This window comes from Tomitella biformata AHU 1821 (assembly GCF_000524475.1).
Classification (GTDB): Bacteria; Actinomycetota; Actinomycetes; order Mycobacteriales; family Mycobacteriaceae; genus Tomitella; species Tomitella biformata.
Window position 1 is genome coordinate 44,837 of sequence record NZ_BAVQ01000090.1, and the last position, 16,919, is coordinate 61,755.

A 16,919-nucleotide genomic window follows, 5' to 3' on the forward strand; every position below is an offset into this window, starting at 1 on the left:
GCGGAGATGAAGAAATCACAGCCCGCGGGCGCCCCGTTGCTCACGGTGGAGAACGTGTCCACGCACTTCCGCACCAAGCGGGGCCAGCTGCGCGCCGTCGACGGTGTCAGCCTGACCCTGGACGCCGGCGAGATGCTGGGCTTGGTCGGCGAGTCCGGCTCCGGGAAATCGGTGCTCGGGCAGACCATCATGGGCCTGGTCTCCGACGGCGGCGCGACCACGGTGACCGGTGAGATCCGGTTCCAGGGCCGCGACATGCAGGCCCTCACCCGCAAGGAGCAGCAGGCCCTGTGGGGCAAGGACATCGCGATGGTGTTCCAGGACCCGATGACGGCACTTAACCCGTTCAAGCACATCGGCACCCATCTGACGGAGTCGATCCGGGCGCACCTGGGCCTGGACAAGAAGGCCGCGCGCGAGCGGGCGATCGAGCTACTGCGCAAGGTCCGCATCCCCGAGCCCACGCGCCGGGTGGACCAGTACCCGCACGAGCTCTCCGGCGGCATGCGGCAGCGCGTGGTTATCGCGATGGCGTTGGCGTGCGATCCGATCCTGACGATCGCCGACGAGCCGACCACCGCACTCGATGTCACGGTGCAAAAGCAGATCCTGGAGCTGCTCGACTCGCTCCGCAAGGAGATGGGCATGGCCGGCATCCTGGTCAGCCATGACCTGGGTGTGGTCGCCGGGCAGACAGACCGCGTCGCGGTGATGTACGCGGGCAAGATCGTGGAGACCGCGCCGACCCGGCAGCTCTTCGATGATCCGCGGCATCCGTATACGCAGGCGCTGCTCGCGGCGATCCCGCGCATCGAGTCGTCCCCGCACACGGTGCTCGAGGCGATCGAGGGCGGCCTGCCGGATATGACGAAGCCGGCGGTGGGCTGCTCGTTCGCGACGCGCTGCCGGTATGCGCAGGATAAGTGCCTGACGACGGAACCGGCGCTGGTGGCGACCGCGGAGACCGCGTCGGCGGCGCATCCGCATCAGGCGGCCTGCCATTTCCCCGTCGGCACGCCGGAGGGTATCGCGGCGCTTAAGGCGAATGAGAAGGCCGGGCGCACCGCGACCGGACGCAAGCTGGACTTGGAGACTGTGTAATGGCTGGCAGCGGCACCGCGCATTTGCGTGTGGAGGACAAGCGGGTCCTCACGGTGGAGAACCTCGTGGTGGAGTTCCCCGCGGGCAAGCAGACGGTGCACGCCGTCTCCGGCATCAGCTTCGACCTGATCCCCGGCGAGACCCTCGGAATCGTGGGCGAGTCCGGCTGTGGCAAGTCCACGGCCGGTAGGGCGATCATGCAGCTGCCGCGCCCGACCTCGGGTGAGGTGGTCCTTGACGGGATCGATCTGGGTGGGCTCTCGGCGGGCAATCTGCGGCAGATCCGCGCGCAGATGCAGATGATCATGCAGGACCCGATCTCGTCGCTGAACCCGCGCCGCAAGGTCAAGCACCTGATCACCGAGGGTTTGCGGATCTGGGGCGTCAAGGACAGGACGAAGCTGGAGGAGATGGGCCGCGACATGCTCAACTCCGTGGGCCTGGACCCGGACATGGTGTGGGAGAAGACGCCCGGCGAGTTGTCGGGTGGGCAGTGCCAGCGGGTGTGTATCGCGCGGGCATTGATGCTCAAGCCGAAGCTACTGATCTGCGATGAGCCGGTCTCGAGCCTGGATGTGTCGGTTCAGGCACAGATCCTCAACCTGCTCGAGGAGACGAAGCGGGAATTCGAGTTCACGATGATCTTCATCGCCCACAACATGGCGGTGGTCAAGAACATCAGCGACCGGATGATGGTGATGTACCTGGGGAAGGTGTGCGAGGTCGCGCCGACGCCGGATGTGCAGCACACGGCGTTGCATCCGTACACGCGGCTGTTGTTGGCGTCGATCCCGGACCCGAACCGAGATCGGAACGCGGAGGACGAGGTTGAGGCCATCGAGGGTGATCTGCCCTCGCCGCTGAATCCGCCGTCGGGATGCCGGTTCCGCACCCGTTGCCCCTTGGCGACGGAACGCTGCGCGGTGGAGGAGCCGTTGTTGCGGGAGGTCGGCACGGACCACTTCGTGGCCTGCCACAACGTGTAGCCAGAGCTGACTCCCGATTCGCGGGCCTGTTGTCACTGTGAGTGTGCGATCGCATTCGCCAGTGGCAAGGGGCCCGCGAATCCCGTTTCCGGAGCCTCCGCGGGGGACTCGCCAACTGTTCATCTGACATTCAGCCGATCGCCCTCTCGAAGGGGGTGGCCGGTCAACTAGCTCCGAGACACTGCCATTGGCCAACAGATTGGCCGACAACACTATTGGCGGATTCACGTCTCAGGAGCAATCAATGCGCAAGCACAGTCCTGTCCGGCTCATCGGCGCGGCGATCGCGGCCTCCGCGGTACTGGCCACCGCGGCGTGCAGCTCGGGTTCGGATCAAGGCGCGAACGGCAGCGTCGAACTCGCGAATGAGTCCCGGCAGGCAGCGGGCGACATCACCGCCAACGGCGGCGCCCGCCGGATCAGCGGCGACCAGACCGACGCCGTCCGCGACGCGATCACCAACAGCAAGGCGAAGAACGTCATCCTGCTGATCGGCGACGGCATGGGCGACTCGGAGATCACCGCGGCACGCAACGTGGCGGAGGGGGCTGGGGGCTCCTTCAAGGGCATTGACGCGCTGCCGCTGACCGGCCAGTACACGACCTACGCGCTCGACAAGAAGACTGGCAAGCCCGACTATGTGCCGGACTCCGCCGCGACCGGCACCGCGTGGGCCACCGGCACCAAGAGCTACAACGGCGCCGTCGGGGTGGACGTGCAGGGCAACGCGCAGGCAAACCTGCTCGAGATCGCCAAGGCGAACGGGCTGGCCACCGGCAACGTGACCACCTCCGAGATCCAGGACGCGACACCGGCCGTGCTGGCTGCGCACGTCTCGCAGCGCAAGTGCTACGGCCCCGAGGTCACCACGGAGAAGTGCCCGGAGAACGCCCTGGAGCTGGGCGGTGCAGGCTCTATCACCGAGCAGCTGATCGAGACCCGCGCAGACGTGGTCCTCGGCGGCGGCGCCAAGACATTCGACGAGCGCGCCAAGGCCGGCGAGCACGAGGGCAAGACGCTGTTCGAGCAGGCCGACGCCCGGGGCTACAGCACCGTTCGCACCTTGGATGAGCTCAAGGCCGTGACCGCGGCGAACCAGGACGCACCGCTCCTGGGACTGTTCGCCCCCGGCAACATGGAGGTCCGCTGGCAGGGCGAAGTCGCCTCGCAGGGTGGCATCGAGGGCCCGGCGCAGACCTGCACCGACAACACCAAGCGCGACCCGGCGACGTCGCCGACGCTGGCGGACATGACAGACAAGGCCATCGAGCTGCTCAAGAGCAACGACAAGGGCACCGAGAACGGCTTCTTCCTGCAGGTCGAGGGCGCGTCCATCGACAAGCAGAACCACGGCGCGAACCCGTGCGGGCAGATCGGTGAGACCATCGACCTAGACGAGGCCGTGCAGAAGGCCATGGCGTTCGCCGAGCAGGACGGCGACACCCTCGTCATCGTCACGGCAGACCACGCGCACACCAGCCAGATCGTCGCGCTCGACACGAAGTCGCCGGCCCTGACCTCGCGGCTGACCACAGCGGACGGCGGCGAGATGGGCATCCTCTACGGCACCGGCGAGACGCCCGGCGAGCAGGGCCACACCGGCGCGCAGCTGCGCGTCGCGGCCTACGGACCCTGGGCCGCGAACGTCGTGGGTCTGACTGACCAGACGGACCTGTTCTTCACCATGTCCGACGCGCTCGGGCTGGATCCCTCCAAGAAGTAGCCCCCACTGGCTGACGGCCTGCCCCCCACCTCGCATATGCGGTGGGGGCAGGTCTTTGCCAATGTGGTCTCAGCCCCCGAACTCGGTACGCGCCCACTCTGCGACCCGCGCCGCGCTCTCCTCGTCGCTGAGGTCGTCCACCCGGGTCAGCACCGACCAGCGGACGCCGAACGGGTCGAGCAGCGAGCAGTACCGGTCGCCGGAGACGAAGGTGGTGGCCGGCTCGCGGACCATCGCGCCGGCGGCGACGGCGCGGGCCAGGACGGCGTCTACATCGGGGCAGTACAGGCCCATCGAATAGCAGGTTTGGTCGTTCCCGCCGGGTTGGGCGATCAGCCCGTACGCGGGGTTGGGGTCGCCCAACTGCAGGCGGCCGGTAGCGAACTCGAGCTCCGCGTGCGCGACGATCATCCCGCCGTCGGGGCCGGGCGCGTCGGTGCGGGCGAGGAGCCTCGCCCCGAAGACGCGGGTGTAGAACTCGATCGCCGCCGCCGCGTCGGGGATGGCGAGGAAGGGCGTCAAGGTGGCGTAGCCGTGGGGGACGCCGTGGGTGGTGTGTGTCCCGTGTGCTGCTGTCATTGTCGTGTCCATGGCCTCCACGGTAGGAGGGCCGGCACCCGGGGTCTTGTAAGAATCCGACACCACCGGCAGGGCCTCGGTAGCGTGGACGGGTGGCCGTCGAGAGCAGGGGAGAGTTGCGCCCGGACCCCCGGGTGACGATGTCCCGGCTGCCGCTGGGCGAACAGTTCCACGACCTGGCCCGCCACATCTGGATCCCGCGCTGGGATCTGCCAGACGGCGAGGCGATCGGGCAGCCCGTCCTCGAGTATCCGGCCGTCAACGTGGCCGTAGAGCCCGAGCTGGCCGGTGTGTACGGGCCACACCGCGGACTGTCCAGCCGCGTGCTGCGGGGACGGTCCTGGGCGGTGGGGATCCTGATGCGGCCGGCCGCCGGCACCCTCTTGACCGAGAGCCCGATGGTCGAGGTGGTCGGACGACGGCTGCCCCTGCCCCGTGGTGCGGGCCTGGTCGGGCCGCTGCGGGAGGCGATGCGAGCGGACGGGCAGACGGCCGATCCCCGAGTCCAGGCCCTGGTGGAGGGCTGGCTCGGACAATTTGTCGTCGACGAGGAGGGCGTGCTGGTCAACGCGGTCGCCGAGGCGGTCGAGTCCGACCCCGCATTGCTGCGGGTAGCTGATATCGCCGAGCGGTTCGGCCTCACCGAGCGGAGCCTGCAGCGCCTGGTCCAGCGCCGGATCGGGTTCTCGCCCAAGTGGCTGATCGCCCGCCGCCGCCTCCAGGACGCGGCGCAGGCCCTGCGCGCGGGCGAGCACGTGGCCCTGGCCGACCTCGCCGCCGACCTCGGCTACACCGACCAGGCGCACTTCAGCCGCGACTTCGCCGCGGTCGTCGGGCTCGCGCCGGGGGCCTACCGCGCGGCGTCTCAGGCGTCGCGGGATCAGGCCCGAAGGTCCGACCCAGATTGAGTTCGGGATACTGTTGATCTAAAGTTCGGTTAACCGAACTTTAGCGCCGTGCCGGCGCCCGAATGGAAGGACCGCCGGTGGATTTCCTGGCTGCGCTGCTCGAGTACCGCTATCTGCAGCGGGCGTTGGTCACCGCGGTGGTGGTGGGCGTGCTGTGCGGGGTGGTCGGCAGCTTCACCCTGCTGCGGGGGCTGGCGCTGATGGGCGACGCGATCTCCCACGCCGTGCTGCCCGGCATCGCCGCCTCGTTCATGCTCGGCGTCAGCGTCTTCCCCGGCGCGCTCGTCGCGGGCCTGCTCGCCGCGTTCGGCATCGGCTTCGTCAGCCAGAACAGCAGGATCAAGAGCGACGCCGCCATCGGGATCGTCTTCAGCGCGATGTTCGCGCTGGGCGTCGTGATGGTCTCGCTCTCGCCGAGCAGCACCGACCTGACGAAGATCCTGTTCGGCAACGTCCTGGCGGTGCGGCCCGCGGACATGTGGCTCACGATCGGGGTGGCCGCGGCGGTGCTGGCGATCATTGTGCTGTTGTTCAAGGAACTGCAGGTCAGCACGTTCGACCCCACGATGGCCGCCGCATACGGCCTGCCCGTCAAGCGCCTGCACTACCTGTTGATGGCGATGCTCACGGTGGCGACGGTGACCGCGTTGCAGACCGTCGGCGTGGTGCTGGTGGTCGCGATGCTCGTGATCCCCGCGGCCACGGCCTATCTGCTCACGGAGCGGCTCGGCCGGATGGTCGTGATCTCCGGCCTTCTTGGCGGCGTCGCGTCGGTGGCGGGGCTGTACTTCAGCTTCGAGCACAACCTGCCGTCGGGCGCGGTCATCGTCCTGTGTAGCGCGGTGCTGTTCGCCATCGTCTTCCTGGCCGCGCCGCGGCACGGGTTCGTGGCCAAGTGGACGGCCGGCCGCCGGGCACGGGCCGCCGGCCCCAGTTCCCTCGAACTTCCCCTCCCGCAGTGAAGGGCTCACCGATGTCGAGTTGGAAAACCAAGCGCCGCAAGGCGATCGCCGTGGCCATCGCGGCGGCCGCGATGCTCGCGTCGGCGGGCTGCGGGGCGAACGGGGCCGGCGGCGGCGGTGGCGGCAGGGTCCAGGTGGTCGCGACCTTCTCGATCGTCGCGGACATCGCGGCGGCGGTCGGTGGGGACGCGGTCGACGTGCACAGCATCGTGCCCCTCGGCACCGACCCTCACGAGTACACGCCGCTGCCGCTGGACATCGCGAAGGCCACCGACGCGGACCTGGTGATCTGGAATGGGCTCAACATGGAGATGGGCGACGGCTGGTTCGCCGCGCTCGTGGACATCGCGGGCAAGAAGGTGGGCTCGGAGCGGGTGGTGGAGGCCAGTGCCGGCGTCGGCCCGATGTACCTGACCTCGGCGGACGGAGCCGGGACGGAATCGGACGTCAACCCGCACGCCTTCCTCGACCCGACGGTGGGGATGGTCTACACCGAGAACATCAGGGACGGGCTGATCGCCGCGGATCCCGGGCGGCGGGCCATCTACACGGCGAATGCCGACGCGTACCTGGCGCAGCTGGCCGAGCTGGATCGCCGCTACACCGAGGAGCTCGCGCAGATCCCGCAAGCGCGGCGGCTGCTGGTCACCAGCGAGAACGCCTACCAGTACATGGCGGCGCGATACGGGCTGGACACCGGCTATATCTGGGCGATCGACACCGATGAGCAGGGCAGCCCCGCGCAGATCAACGCGCTGATCGCGCTGGTCCAGGACCGGCAGCCGCCGGCGCTGTTCGTCGAGTCCAACGTGGACCGCAGACCGATGCAGACGATCTCCGGGGAGACCGGGACGCCGATCTTCGGCACCCTGTACTCGGACGAACTGGGCAAGTCCGGCGACGGGGCGGGCCACTACCTCGGCATGCTGGCGCACAACATCACCACCATCCACGCGGGGCTGGCCGGTGTCTAGCGGGACCCGGGCGCCCGGCGTCGAGGTGGCCGGACTACAGGTCTCCTACTCCGGCGCCGTCGCGGTGCGCGATGCCAGCTTCGAGATCAGCGCCGGCACGGCGACAGCCGTGATCGGACCGAACGGCGCGGGCAAGTCGACGCTGCTCAAGGCGATGCTGGGGCTGGTCCCGTGGGACAGCGGCCTGGTGCGGATGCTGGGCCTGCCGGTGGAGCGGGCGCGGACCCGCGTGGCTTACGTCCCGCAGCGCGGCGAGGTGGACTGGTCCTTCCCGATCACCGTCGCGGACACAGTGCTGCTGGGCACCTACCCGCGGCTGGGCCTGTTCCGCAGGCCCGGGCGCGCGGAGCGGGCGCTGGCGGCGGACGCGCTGGATCAGGTCGGCCTGACCGGCGTGGCGGATCGGCAGATCGGCCAGCTCTCGGGCGGGCAGCAGCAGCGGGTGTTCATCGCGCGGGCACTCGCCCAACAGCCCGAGGTGGTGCTGCTGGACGAGCCGTTCGTCGGCGTCGACAGCGTCAGCGAGCAGGTGATCGTCGAGATCCTCGAGGACCTGCGGCAGACTGGCGCGACCATCGTCGCGGTGCACCACAACCTGAGCACCGCCGCCGACTACTTCGGCCACGCGCTGCTGCTCAACCGCGCGCCGGTGGCGCACGGGCCCGCTGCGGAGGTGCTGACCGACGAGCTGCTCAACCGCACCTACCGCCCCGGCCCCGAGCTGGCGGCGACGGGCTGAGCCCAGCTCAGGTGTGCTGAGCTTAGGCGTATAGCGCCTTGAGCCGGTGCTTGACCAGCTTGCCGGTGGGCGTGCGCGGCAGCTCGTCCGTGAAGTCCAGCGAGCGCGGCGCCTTGTAGTGGGCCACCTGGGCGCGCACGTACTCCAACAGTTCTGCCGCCACCTCGTCGGAGGGCTCGACGCCCGGGGCCAGCTGCACGACGGCCTTGACGGACTCGCCCATCTCCTCGTCGGGAACGCCGATCACCGCGACGTCGAAGACCTTGGGATGCAGCGTCAAAGCGTTCTCGGCCTCCTGCGGGTAGATGTTCACGCCGCCGGAGATGATCATGAACGCCGCCCGGTCCGTGAGATACAGGAAGCCGTCCTCGTCGACGTAGCCGATGTCGCCGCTGGTGGACCAGTTGGGATGGTCGGGATGCTGCGCGCCGGCGGTCTTCTCGGGGTCGTTGTGGTACTCGAATGACATCTGCTCGCGCTCGAAGAAGATGGTGCCGATCTCGTGGGCCGGCAGCTCCGCGAAATTCTCATCGCAAATGTGCACGGAGCCAAGGGCGCTGAGCCCGACGGAGCCGGGATGGGCCAGGGCCTGCGCGGAGTTGATGAAGGTGGCGCCCGCGCCCTCGGTGGAGGCGTAATACTCGTTGATGACCGGGCCCCACCACTCGATCATCTGCCGCTTGACCTCGGCGGGGCACGGCGCGGCGGCGTGGATGGCGCAGCGCATAGAGGACACGTCGTAGCGCTCGCGCGCTTCCTGGGGCAGCTTGAGCATCCGCACGAACATCGTCGGTACCCACTGGCTGTGGGTGACCTTGTACTCGTCGATCAGCCGCAGAGACTCTTCCGCGTCGAAGTGGTCCATCAACACGATCGTGCCACCCACCGAGTTCACCATGCCGCAAAAGCGCAGTGGCGCAGCGTGATAAAGCGGCGCCGGACAGATGTACACGGTGTCGGCGTCGAATCCGTAGAGCGGCGCGAACACCGCGGTGTAGGGATCGGGGATCTCGCCCACCTGCCCGTCGGGCAGCGCGGGCTTGATGCCCTTGGGGCGGCCCGTGGTGCCGGAGGAGTACAGCATGTCCTGGCCCCGCGGCTGATCGGTGAGCGGCTCGTCCGCCTGGCCGGTGATGATCGCCTCGTAGTCGGTGAAGCCCTCAACCGCGCCACCGAACGCCACCTTGTGCGCCACACCCGGCAGCGCCACGTTCACGACCTTCGATGCCTTGGCGGAGGCGAACAGCGCGGTCGCCTCGCAATCGGAGATCACGAAGGCGGCCTCCTCCGGCGTGAGCTGCCAATTCACGGCCGTTATGTAGAGGCCCGAGCGCAGCGCCGCCCAATAGATCTCTAGGACCCGAATGTCGTTGTCCGAGACCATCGCCACGTGGTCCCCGGGCCGCAGCCCCGCCGAGTGGAGGTAGTGCGCCAGCTTGCGGGAGCGCTCCTCCAGTTCCCGGTAGGTCAGCTGCTCGCCGGTGGATGGACGGATGATGGCGGGCTTGTCGGGAGTGGACAGGACGAAGTTGCCTGGGTACAAGGAATCCTCCGGATCAGGGTTTGTGTTAGTCGTACCACAGTGCTGAAGTGCTCGGCGGGGGTTTCCGGCAGGCGGCTCATGAGACAGGGCTGGCCTCCGCTCAATCGAGCGGAGGCCAGCCCTGTGGGGTAGCGGTGGGGACTAGACGCTAACGCGCTCCAGCATGTCGCCCAGCCGGCTCTGGATGATGTCCTTGGCTTCGGTGACGATGCGCTCGACGAGGTCCCCGGCGCTGGGGATGTCGTGGATGATGCCCTGCACGGTGCCCACGGACCAGATGCCAGCCTCGGGGTCGCCGTTCTCGTAGACGGTGCGCCCGCGGGCCCCGGAGACGAGCTCCTGCACATCGGGGAACTGGCCGCCATCGTTGAGGATCTGCACGACCTCGCGGCTGACCGCGTTGCTGGCCACCCGCGCGGTGTTGCGCAGCGGGCGGAAGATCAGCTCGGTGTCGGTCTCCTTCGCCGCGACGATCGCCTCCTTGATGTTCTGGTGGATCGGCGACTCCTCGGTGCACATGAAGCGCGTGCCCATGTTGATGCCGTCCGCGCCGAGGGCCAGTGCGGCGACGAGGCCGCGGGCGTCGCCGAAGCCGCCGGAGGCCACCATCGGGATCGTGATCTTCTCGGCGGCCGCGGCGATCAAGACCAGTCCGGGGATGTCGTCTTCACCCGGGTGGCCGGCGCACTCGAAGCCGTCGATGCTGATGCCGTCGACACCCAACTCTTGGGCCTTGACCGCGTGCCGGACGCTGGTGCACTTGTGCAGGACCTTGATGCCGGCCGCGTGGAACTGGGGCAGGTGGGGGCCGGGGTTGGAGCCGGCGGTCTCGACGATCTTGATACCCGCGTCGATGATCACCTGTCGGTACTCGTCATAGGGCGGCGGGGTGATCGACGGCAGGATCGTGAGGTTCACGCCGAAGGGCTGGTCGGTGAGGTCCCGGGTGCGGGCGATCTCCTTGGCCAGGGCCTCGGGGGTCGGCTGCGTCAGGGCGGTGAGCATGCCCAGAGCTCCGGAGTTCGCCACCGCGGCAACGAGTTCGGCGCGGCCCACCCACTGCATGCCGCCTTGCACGATGGGATGGCGGACGCCGAATGTCTCGGTGAATTTGGTGGTCAGCACGGTCGGGCTCCTCACAGGTTGTTGGTCTAGGACAGGCCCACCGCGCGCAGCGCGATGGCGGTGTAGCGGTCGGCGACCTGCTCAGGGGTGAGAGGGCCGTCGAGGTGGAACCAGCGGGGGATGGACTGGAACATGCCGAGCAGCGCGCGGACCGTCTCGTCGATCTCATCGACTTCGAAGACCTCGTGCTCGACGCCGTCGTGCACGAGGTCGGTCATGATCAGCTCGATGTGCTTGCGCGTCGCCGCGTAGTTGCGGCGGTTGTCGGGTGACACGTGCCGCAGCTCCGAGTCCAGCGCGGAGCGCTTGGCCCGGTACGTCATGGTCAGCACGATGGCCTGCACCGCGTTGGTGAAGCGCGCCACTTGCGGGCGGTCGGACCCGGCCGCGTCGACCTCGCTGATCGCGGCGTCGATCCGGGCGATGAGCTCGCGTATGGAGTAGTCGAGCAGTGTGACGAGGACTGCTTCCTTATTCTCGTGGTGGTAGTACAGCGACGGCACCGTCACCCCGACGCGGCGGGCGAGGTCGCGGACCGTGGTGCCGTGGAATCCGTTCTCGCTGAACGCGTCCAACGCATGCAAGAGGATGGGGCCGGGATCGTCCTCCTCGAACTCGCGCCAATTGGCGAACTTGGCGATCTGGCTGTCCGTTATCGTCACGGTGCCGATCCCTCCCCATCCTCTTTGTGCGACTAGATGAATATTTAGCGGGGCGCCATGCGGATTGCGCCGTCGAGGCGGATAACCTCGCCGTTCAGCATGGGGTTGGCAACGATGTGCGCGGCCAGCGCGCCGTACTCGGCCGGATCGCCCAGGCGCGAGGGGTGCGGAACCTGCTTGCCGAGCGACTCCTGCGCAGCCTCGGGCAGGCCGGCCAGCAGCGGGGTCTTGAACAGGCCCGGGGCGATGGTCATCACGCGGATCTGCAGCGAGGCGAGGTCGCGCGCGATCGGCAGGGTCATGCCGACGACGCCGCCCTTGGACGCGGAGTACGCGGCCTGGCCGATCTGGCCGTCGTACGCGGCGACGGAGGCGGTGTTGATGATCACGCCGCGCTCGCCGTCGACGGACTCATTCTTCGAGATGCGCTCCGCGGCAAGGCGAAGCACGTTGAAGGTGCCGACCAGGTTGACGTTCAGCACGCGCTGGAACGCGTCCAGCGGGAACGCGCCGTCGCGGCCGACGGTCTTGACGGCGTTGCCGATGCCGGCGCAGTTGACGTTCACGCGCAGCGGGCCCATCGACTCGGCCAGGTCGAGCGCCGCGCTGACGGCCGCCTCGTCGGTGACGTCGGCGGGGGCGAAGCGGGCGCGCGGGCCGAGGTCCTTGGCGATGGCCTCGCCGTCGGAGGACGGCAGGTCCAGGATGACGACGTTGGCGCCATCGTTGAGCAGCGCCTTGGCGGTGGCCAGGCCCAGGCCGGACGCGCCTCCGGTGATGAGGGCGACGGAGTCCTTGACGATCATGTGAGTCCTTTCGGGACGGTCAATGTGAGGAGATCAGCGGAAAGCCTAGAGACGCTCGATGATAGTGGCGTTGGCCATGCCCGCGCCCTCGCACATCGTCTGGAGGCCGTAGCGGCCGCCGGTGGCTTCCAGATAGTTGACCATGGTGCTGAGCAGGCGGGTGCCGGAGGAGCCGAGGGCGTGGCCGAGCGAGATGGCGCCGCCCCAGGGGTTGAGCTTCGCGGGGTCGGCGCCGAACTCGTGCGCCCAGGCCAGCGGCACGGGGGCGAAGGCCTCGTTGACCTCGTAGGCGTCGAGGTCGTCGATGCTCATGCCGGCGCGGGCCAGCACCTTCTTGGTGGCGGGGATGGGGGCGGTGAGCATCATCATGGGGTCATCGCCCATGACGGAGAAGGCGTGGAAGCGGGCGCGCGGGGTCAGGCCCAGCTTGTTCGCCATCTCCTCGCTCATGATGAGCACGGCGGACGCGCCGTCGGTGAACGGGGAGGAGTTGCCAGGGGTGATGACCCATGGGGCCTCGGGGAAGCGCTCCTCGAACCCGGGGGAGCGGAACGCCGAGCGCAGGCCGGCCAGGCCCTCCGCAGTAGTGCTGGCGCGGACGGTCTCGTCGACGGTGTGCGAGACGGTCTCGCCGTCCGCGTTGACGACGTCGATGCCGATGATCTCCTTGTCGAACGAGCCGTCGGCGTTCGCCTTGGCGGCGCGCTGGTGCGACTGCGCGGAGAATGCGTCGACGGTCTCGCGGTCCAGCTTCCACTTCGCGGAGATCAGCTCTGCGGAGATGCCCTGGTGGATCAGGCCCTCGGGGTAGCGGGCGGCGATGCCGGGGCCGCCGGTGTCCTGGCCCATGGGCGAGGTGCCCATGGGGATGCGGCTCATCGACTCCACGCCAGCGGCGATCACGATGTCGTACGCGCCGGACATGACGCCCTGCGCGGCGAAGTGCGCAGCCTGCTGGCTGGAGCCGCACTGACGGTCGATCGTGGTGCCGGGCACAGAGTCGGGGAAGCCCGCGGCCAGCAGCGCGGTGCGCGAGATGTTCAGGGCCTGCTCGCCGACCTGCTGCACGCAGCCGCCGATGACGTCGTCGACCTGGGCGGGGTCGATGCCGTTGCGCTCGGTGATGGTGCGCAGGACGTGCGCGAGCATCGTCACAGGATGGGTGCCGGAGAGGGCTCCGCCGGGCTTGCCCCTACCGGAGGCGAGTCGGACAACGTCGACGATGACTGCGTTTGTCATATCTGATCCTTAGTCGGTGCTGGATGGCGAAATTGCGGCCCGAATTCCTACCGAGCGCTCGTTATAGGAGTATCACGGCCGGTGCGGGCGGTCAATGACCCCACCGATCGAGCGCACGCTAAGGGAAGTTTGGTAAACATATAATCCGGAGCCGCGGACAGTGGCAGCCACCGCAGCGAGATTCCCGCGACCTCGAGGAGACCCCCATGACGAAGGCCTATGCCCCGGCGGACACCGCCGGCGTCGACACAGTTGTCGACGCCGGCATCCTGCGGGTCACGATCAATCGGCCCGCGCGGATGAACTCGGTGACGACCGCGTCGCTCAACGCCATCGCCGAGGCCTTCGAGGCCCACGCGGGCGCCCCAGGCGCGCGTGCGGCGGTTCTCACCGGCGCCGGGCGGGCGTTCTGCACCGGCGCGGACCTCTCCACGGTCGACGACCTATCCGGCCCGCCGTCGTCCGCCACCATCGACGCCGCGAACCGCGCCGTCGCCGCGATCCGGTCCTTCCCGCGCCCCGTGATCTGCGCGGTGAACGGGCCCGCGGCTGGCGTCGGCGTCTCCCTCGCCCTCGCCGGCGACCTGACCGTCGCCACTGAGTCCAGCTACCTGCTGCTGGCCTTCACCAAGATCGGACTCATGCCCGACGGCGGCGCGTCCGCGCTGGTCGCGGCATCGATTGGCCGCGCCCGCGCGCTGAAGATGGGGCTGCTCGCCGAGCGGCTGCCCGCCTCCGAGGCGCTCGCGGCGGGGCTGATCGCCGAGGTGCTCGCCGACGACGAGTTCGCCGCTGGGGTCGACGCGCTCGCCGCCCGGCTGGTCGCGGGCCCGTCGGACGCACTCGGCGCGACTAAGGCGGCCATCAATGACGCCACCCTCACCGAGCTCGACGCGGCGTTCGCGCGGGAGCGGGCCGGCCAGCTCGAGCTGCTCGCGGCCGCGGACTTCGCGGAGGGCGTGGACGCGTTCCTCGGCAAGCGCGCGCCGGTCTTCGGCACTAAGGCGTAGCCCCATCGGCGTGAGGGCTGCCGTAGATCTCCCCGACGGGCCCAAGAACGGGTTGGCCATCGTAAGCTCACGGCATTCAACAACTTCATTACCGGAGGGTTCGTGGACGAGAACGTGGTCGAGAGCGCAGCCAAGCCTGAGCACAAGCGACGCTTCTACCGCCGCAAGGGATTCCTGTGGCCGGTCGGGGTGGTGGCGGGCCTTGTGGTCGCCGGACTCGTGGCGGTGAACGTCAGCCCTTGGCCGGGCACGATGGTCATCCGCAAGGTCTTCGAGATGGACGCGAACAAGACGACTACGGCGCTGGACAAGCATGCTCCGGCGGGCATCACGCTGATCGCGAACCAGCAATACCGCAACGGTGACCCCGACGCGTACCTCGACGTCTATTTCCCCGAGGCCACGGCAGACGGCGCCGCACTGCCCACCCTGATCTGGACGCACGGCGGCGCATGGGTCTCCGGTAGCAAGTCCAACTACAACGGCTATTACCAGCTGCTCGCGAACGAGGGCTATGCCGTTGTCTCGCTGGGCTATTCGGTGGGGCCGAATCAGACGTACCCGACCGCGGTGCGTCAGCTCAACGACGCGCACGCGTATGTGGTGGCCAACGCCGAACGTCTGCACGTGGACCCGGGCAACATCATCCTGGCCGGCGACTCCGCGGGCTCGCAGCTATCGAGCCAGCTCGCGACCGCCATCACCAGCCCCGATTACGCGAGCGAGCTCGGTATCACCCCCGCGCTCAAACCGGAGCAGCTGCGCGGCATAGTGCTGAACTGCGGCATCTTCGACATGCCGAGGATGCTGGAAGGCGGCGGGATCATCGGCTGGGGCATCGACCAGTCGCTGTGGGCGTACACCGGGGATCGAAACCTCGGTAAATCCGCTGCGCTGCAGCAGATGTCGACACTCGACCGGGTGACCGGCGACTACCCGCCCGCGTACATCAGCGGCGGCAATGGCGACCCCCTCACGGATACCCAATCCAAGCCCCTCGCGGAGAAGTTGGCAGGGCTCGGTGTGGACGTGACAACCCTGTTCTTCCCCGCGGATTACGAACCGAAGCTTCCGCACGAGTACCAGTTCAACATCGACAATGCCGGTGGACAGCAGGCGCTGCAGCAGACGATCGACTTCCTGAAGAGGACGTTCGCGCCGGCGTAGACAACCATCGACTCTCGCGCTAAGGCGGCGGCTGCCCTATCGGGTGGCCGCCGCCTTCTTTGATGGGTCGGAGGACTGCTTCCCGGCCGTGAATTTCGCTAGAGAAGTCAACTAAATTTTGGGATGCCATGCACAAAATGTGCAGGTCAGGAGCGTGGTTGGCAGAAGTCACAGGGGTGGCGGTGATCGCCAACAAGGGGAGAGACAGAACTAACAGGGACTGTTAGCTTGGGCCAAGTTCGAACTTTTTAGACCCTGGTCCAATCCACCTGGAGGTTCTGTGCAGTCCACATTCTTACGCCGCGTCGCGGCTCCTGTTGCCGTCGGGGCGGTGACCGCGGGGTCCCTGTTCGCCGCCGCGGTGCCCGCTTCGGCGGCACCTAATACGGTCGCATTCAAGCAAGCCTGCCAGGCGACTGCGTTGATAAATCAGACGCTCTTGGAAGACACCGCCATGACTATCGACGCGCCGGAGTCCGTGAGTCCCGGCGAGCAGTTCACCTACCGGCTTGAGCAGCCAGGCTCCGCTTACCCGGACAAGGAGTCGATCGCCACCACGACGAATATCTCGCGCTTCAAGCTCGACTTCATGATCCCGGAGAATGCCACGTTCGTCTCGGCCGCAGTGGTCCCGGATACCTCGTTCAACTTGGGCGGTGTCGCGCCGAACGTGCTCCGGGTCAACGACGATGGCGCGGTCGATGCGAATGGCGACATCATCCGGCTGTCCGGAAACAATGAGGTGATCGCGAACGGTGGGAACAACAACGCGAAGGCAGAGGGCGGGATTGTCGCGCTCAAGACCAAGAAGAACCTCGACGGCACACCGAACGCCGGCGGAGACAGCTGGTTTAAGCTGCCCGCTATTGACGTGACCGTCATCGCCGGGGACTCGGGCGAGATCCAGCCGAAGCTGCGGACCAGCGGCGAGGCCGGCAACTACAACAACAACAAGAACTTCAGCACCTTCCTGCCGAAGGCGAGCGCCTTCGGCACGCAGTGGGCGCCTACCCGTTGTGTGCCGGCGGAGGCTAAGAGCCAGAATGCGGGCGGCCCAGGCGCGGGTCCTCTGGCCACCATCGATATCCAAGGCGGGCAGGTCGATGTCGACACCGCGACCGTTCTGTCGGGCGCAACCGAGGTGGAGACGGGCGGCACGGAGAATTTCACGGCGACGATTGTCCCGGCGGATGCGACGGGCAGTCTGCAGTTGACGGTCGATGGTGCGAATGCGGGTGCCGCTGTTGCGGTGACCGCTGGTCAGTCGGAGTACACCCTGTCGAATACGTTTGATGGTGAGGGCACCTTTGATGTGAAGGCGGTGTTCACAGCGGACGCGGGCTTCAGCAACTCCACCTCTGCCGGTCATTCGGTGACGGTGACGACGGCGGTCGT

At 68.0% G+C, this 16,919-nt stretch carries 16 protein-coding genes; 10 read left to right on the forward strand and 6 right to left on the reverse strand.

All coding sequences use genetic code 11. The annotated features are described in order from the left end of the window. The first annotated feature begins 6 nt into the window (after nucleotides 1–6). The 3 genes from TBIF_RS22305 (at nucleotide 7) to phoA (ending at nucleotide 3,810) form a co-directional block, all read left to right on the forward strand. Nucleotides 7–1,101: an ABC transporter ATP-binding protein gene (locus TBIF_RS22305; protein ID WP_024796956.1), complete on the forward strand. Its 1,095-nt coding sequence runs from the start codon at nucleotides 7–9 to the stop codon at nucleotides 1,099–1,101. Beyond that, complete coding sequence (locus tag TBIF_RS22310; RefSeq protein ID WP_024796957.1) at nucleotides 1,101–2,087, forward strand: ABC transporter ATP-binding protein; 987 nt, start codon at nucleotides 1,101–1,103, stop codon at nucleotides 2,085–2,087. Before TBIF_RS22305 ends, TBIF_RS22310 begins: the two co-directional genes overlap by 1 nt. A 244-nt stretch (nucleotides 2,088–2,331) precedes the next feature. After that, nucleotides 2,332–3,810 carry an alkaline phosphatase gene (phoA, locus tag TBIF_RS22315; RefSeq protein WP_024796958.1) on the forward strand — a complete coding sequence of 493 codons (1,479 nt, stop codon included), beginning with the start codon at nucleotides 2,332–2,334 and terminating at the stop codon, nucleotides 3,808–3,810. A 69-nt stretch (nucleotides 3,811–3,879) separates the two neighbouring features. Here phoA and TBIF_RS22320 read toward each other — a convergent pair whose 3' ends face one another. Further along, nucleotides 3,880–4,401 (reverse strand): VOC family protein, encoded by a 522-nt coding sequence (locus TBIF_RS22320; RefSeq protein ID WP_024796959.1) that lies wholly within the window; start codon nucleotides 4,399–4,401, stop codon nucleotides 3,880–3,882. Between the two features lie 80 nt (nucleotides 4,402–4,481). Here TBIF_RS22320 and TBIF_RS22325 point away from each other — a divergent pair, with 80 nt between their 5' ends. From TBIF_RS22325 to TBIF_RS22340, 4 genes are all read left to right on the forward strand, one after another. Further along, nucleotides 4,482–5,297, forward strand: a complete 816-nt coding sequence (locus TBIF_RS22325) for an AraC family transcriptional regulator (protein ID WP_024796960.1) — start codon at nucleotides 4,482–4,484, stop codon at nucleotides 5,295–5,297. Between the two features lie 77 nt (nucleotides 5,298–5,374). Next, on the forward strand, nucleotides 5,375–6,259 hold the full coding sequence (locus TBIF_RS22330; RefSeq protein ID WP_024796961.1) for a metal ABC transporter permease: 885 nt from the start codon (nucleotides 5,375–5,377) through the stop codon (nucleotides 6,257–6,259). 11 nt (nucleotides 6,260–6,270) lie between these two features. Beyond that, entirely contained in the window at nucleotides 6,271–7,233 is a 963-nt protein-coding gene (locus tag TBIF_RS22335; protein ID WP_024796962.1) for a metal ABC transporter solute-binding protein, Zn/Mn family, read from the forward strand. Beyond that, nucleotides 7,226–7,972, forward strand: a complete 747-nt coding sequence (locus TBIF_RS22340; protein WP_024796963.1) for a metal ABC transporter ATP-binding protein — start codon at nucleotides 7,226–7,228, stop codon at nucleotides 7,970–7,972. The genes TBIF_RS22335 and TBIF_RS22340 overlap by 8 nt, the downstream gene beginning before the upstream one ends. Before the next feature lie 22 nt (nucleotides 7,973–7,994). On the opposite strand, the gene TBIF_RS22345 is transcribed toward TBIF_RS22340, so the two are convergent. From TBIF_RS22345 to TBIF_RS22365, 5 genes are all read right to left on the reverse strand, one after another. Further along, the gene (locus TBIF_RS22345; protein ID WP_024796964.1) at nucleotides 7,995–9,515 is read right to left on the reverse strand and encodes an AMP-binding protein; all 1,521 of its coding nucleotides are present in this window, start codon (nucleotides 9,513–9,515) and stop codon (nucleotides 7,995–7,997) included. A 141-nt stretch (nucleotides 9,516–9,656) separates the two neighbouring features. Further along, nucleotides 9,657–10,640, reverse strand: coding sequence for an NAD(P)H-dependent flavin oxidoreductase (locus TBIF_RS22350; protein ID WP_024796965.1), 984 nt, complete (start codon nucleotides 10,638–10,640; stop codon nucleotides 9,657–9,659). Nucleotides 10,641–10,666: 26 nt separating this feature from the next. Beyond that, nucleotides 10,667–11,296 (reverse strand): TetR/AcrR family transcriptional regulator, encoded by a 630-nt coding sequence (locus TBIF_RS24210; protein ID WP_038172444.1) that lies wholly within the window; start codon nucleotides 11,294–11,296, stop codon nucleotides 10,667–10,669. Between the two features lie 50 nt (nucleotides 11,297–11,346). Further along, a complete protein-coding gene (locus tag TBIF_RS22360; protein WP_024796966.1) occupies nucleotides 11,347–12,108 on the reverse strand; it encodes a 3-hydroxyacyl-CoA dehydrogenase in 762 nt (253 codons plus the stop codon). A 45-nt stretch (nucleotides 12,109–12,153) separates the two neighbouring features. Next, a complete protein-coding gene (locus TBIF_RS22365) occupies nucleotides 12,154–13,347 on the reverse strand; it encodes a thiolase family protein (protein WP_024796967.1) in 1,194 nt (397 codons plus the stop codon). A gap of 206 nt (nucleotides 13,348–13,553) precedes the next feature. On the opposite strand from TBIF_RS22365, the gene TBIF_RS22370 reads away from it, so the two are divergent. From TBIF_RS22370 to TBIF_RS22380, 3 genes are all read left to right on the forward strand, one after another. Beyond that, entirely contained in the window at nucleotides 13,554–14,357 is an 804-nt protein-coding gene (locus tag TBIF_RS22370) for an enoyl-CoA hydratase (protein WP_024796968.1), read from the forward strand. A 102-nt stretch (nucleotides 14,358–14,459) separates the two neighbouring features. Further along, nucleotides 14,460–15,524 carry an alpha/beta hydrolase gene (locus TBIF_RS22375; protein WP_024796969.1) on the forward strand — a complete coding sequence of 355 codons (1,065 nt, stop codon included), beginning with the start codon at nucleotides 14,460–14,462 and terminating at the stop codon, nucleotides 15,522–15,524. A 280-nt stretch (nucleotides 15,525–15,804) separates the two neighbouring features. After that, nucleotides 15,805–16,919 (forward strand): Ig-like domain-containing protein (locus TBIF_RS22380; protein WP_038172451.1); only part of this gene is annotated, 1,115 nt, incomplete at its 3' end.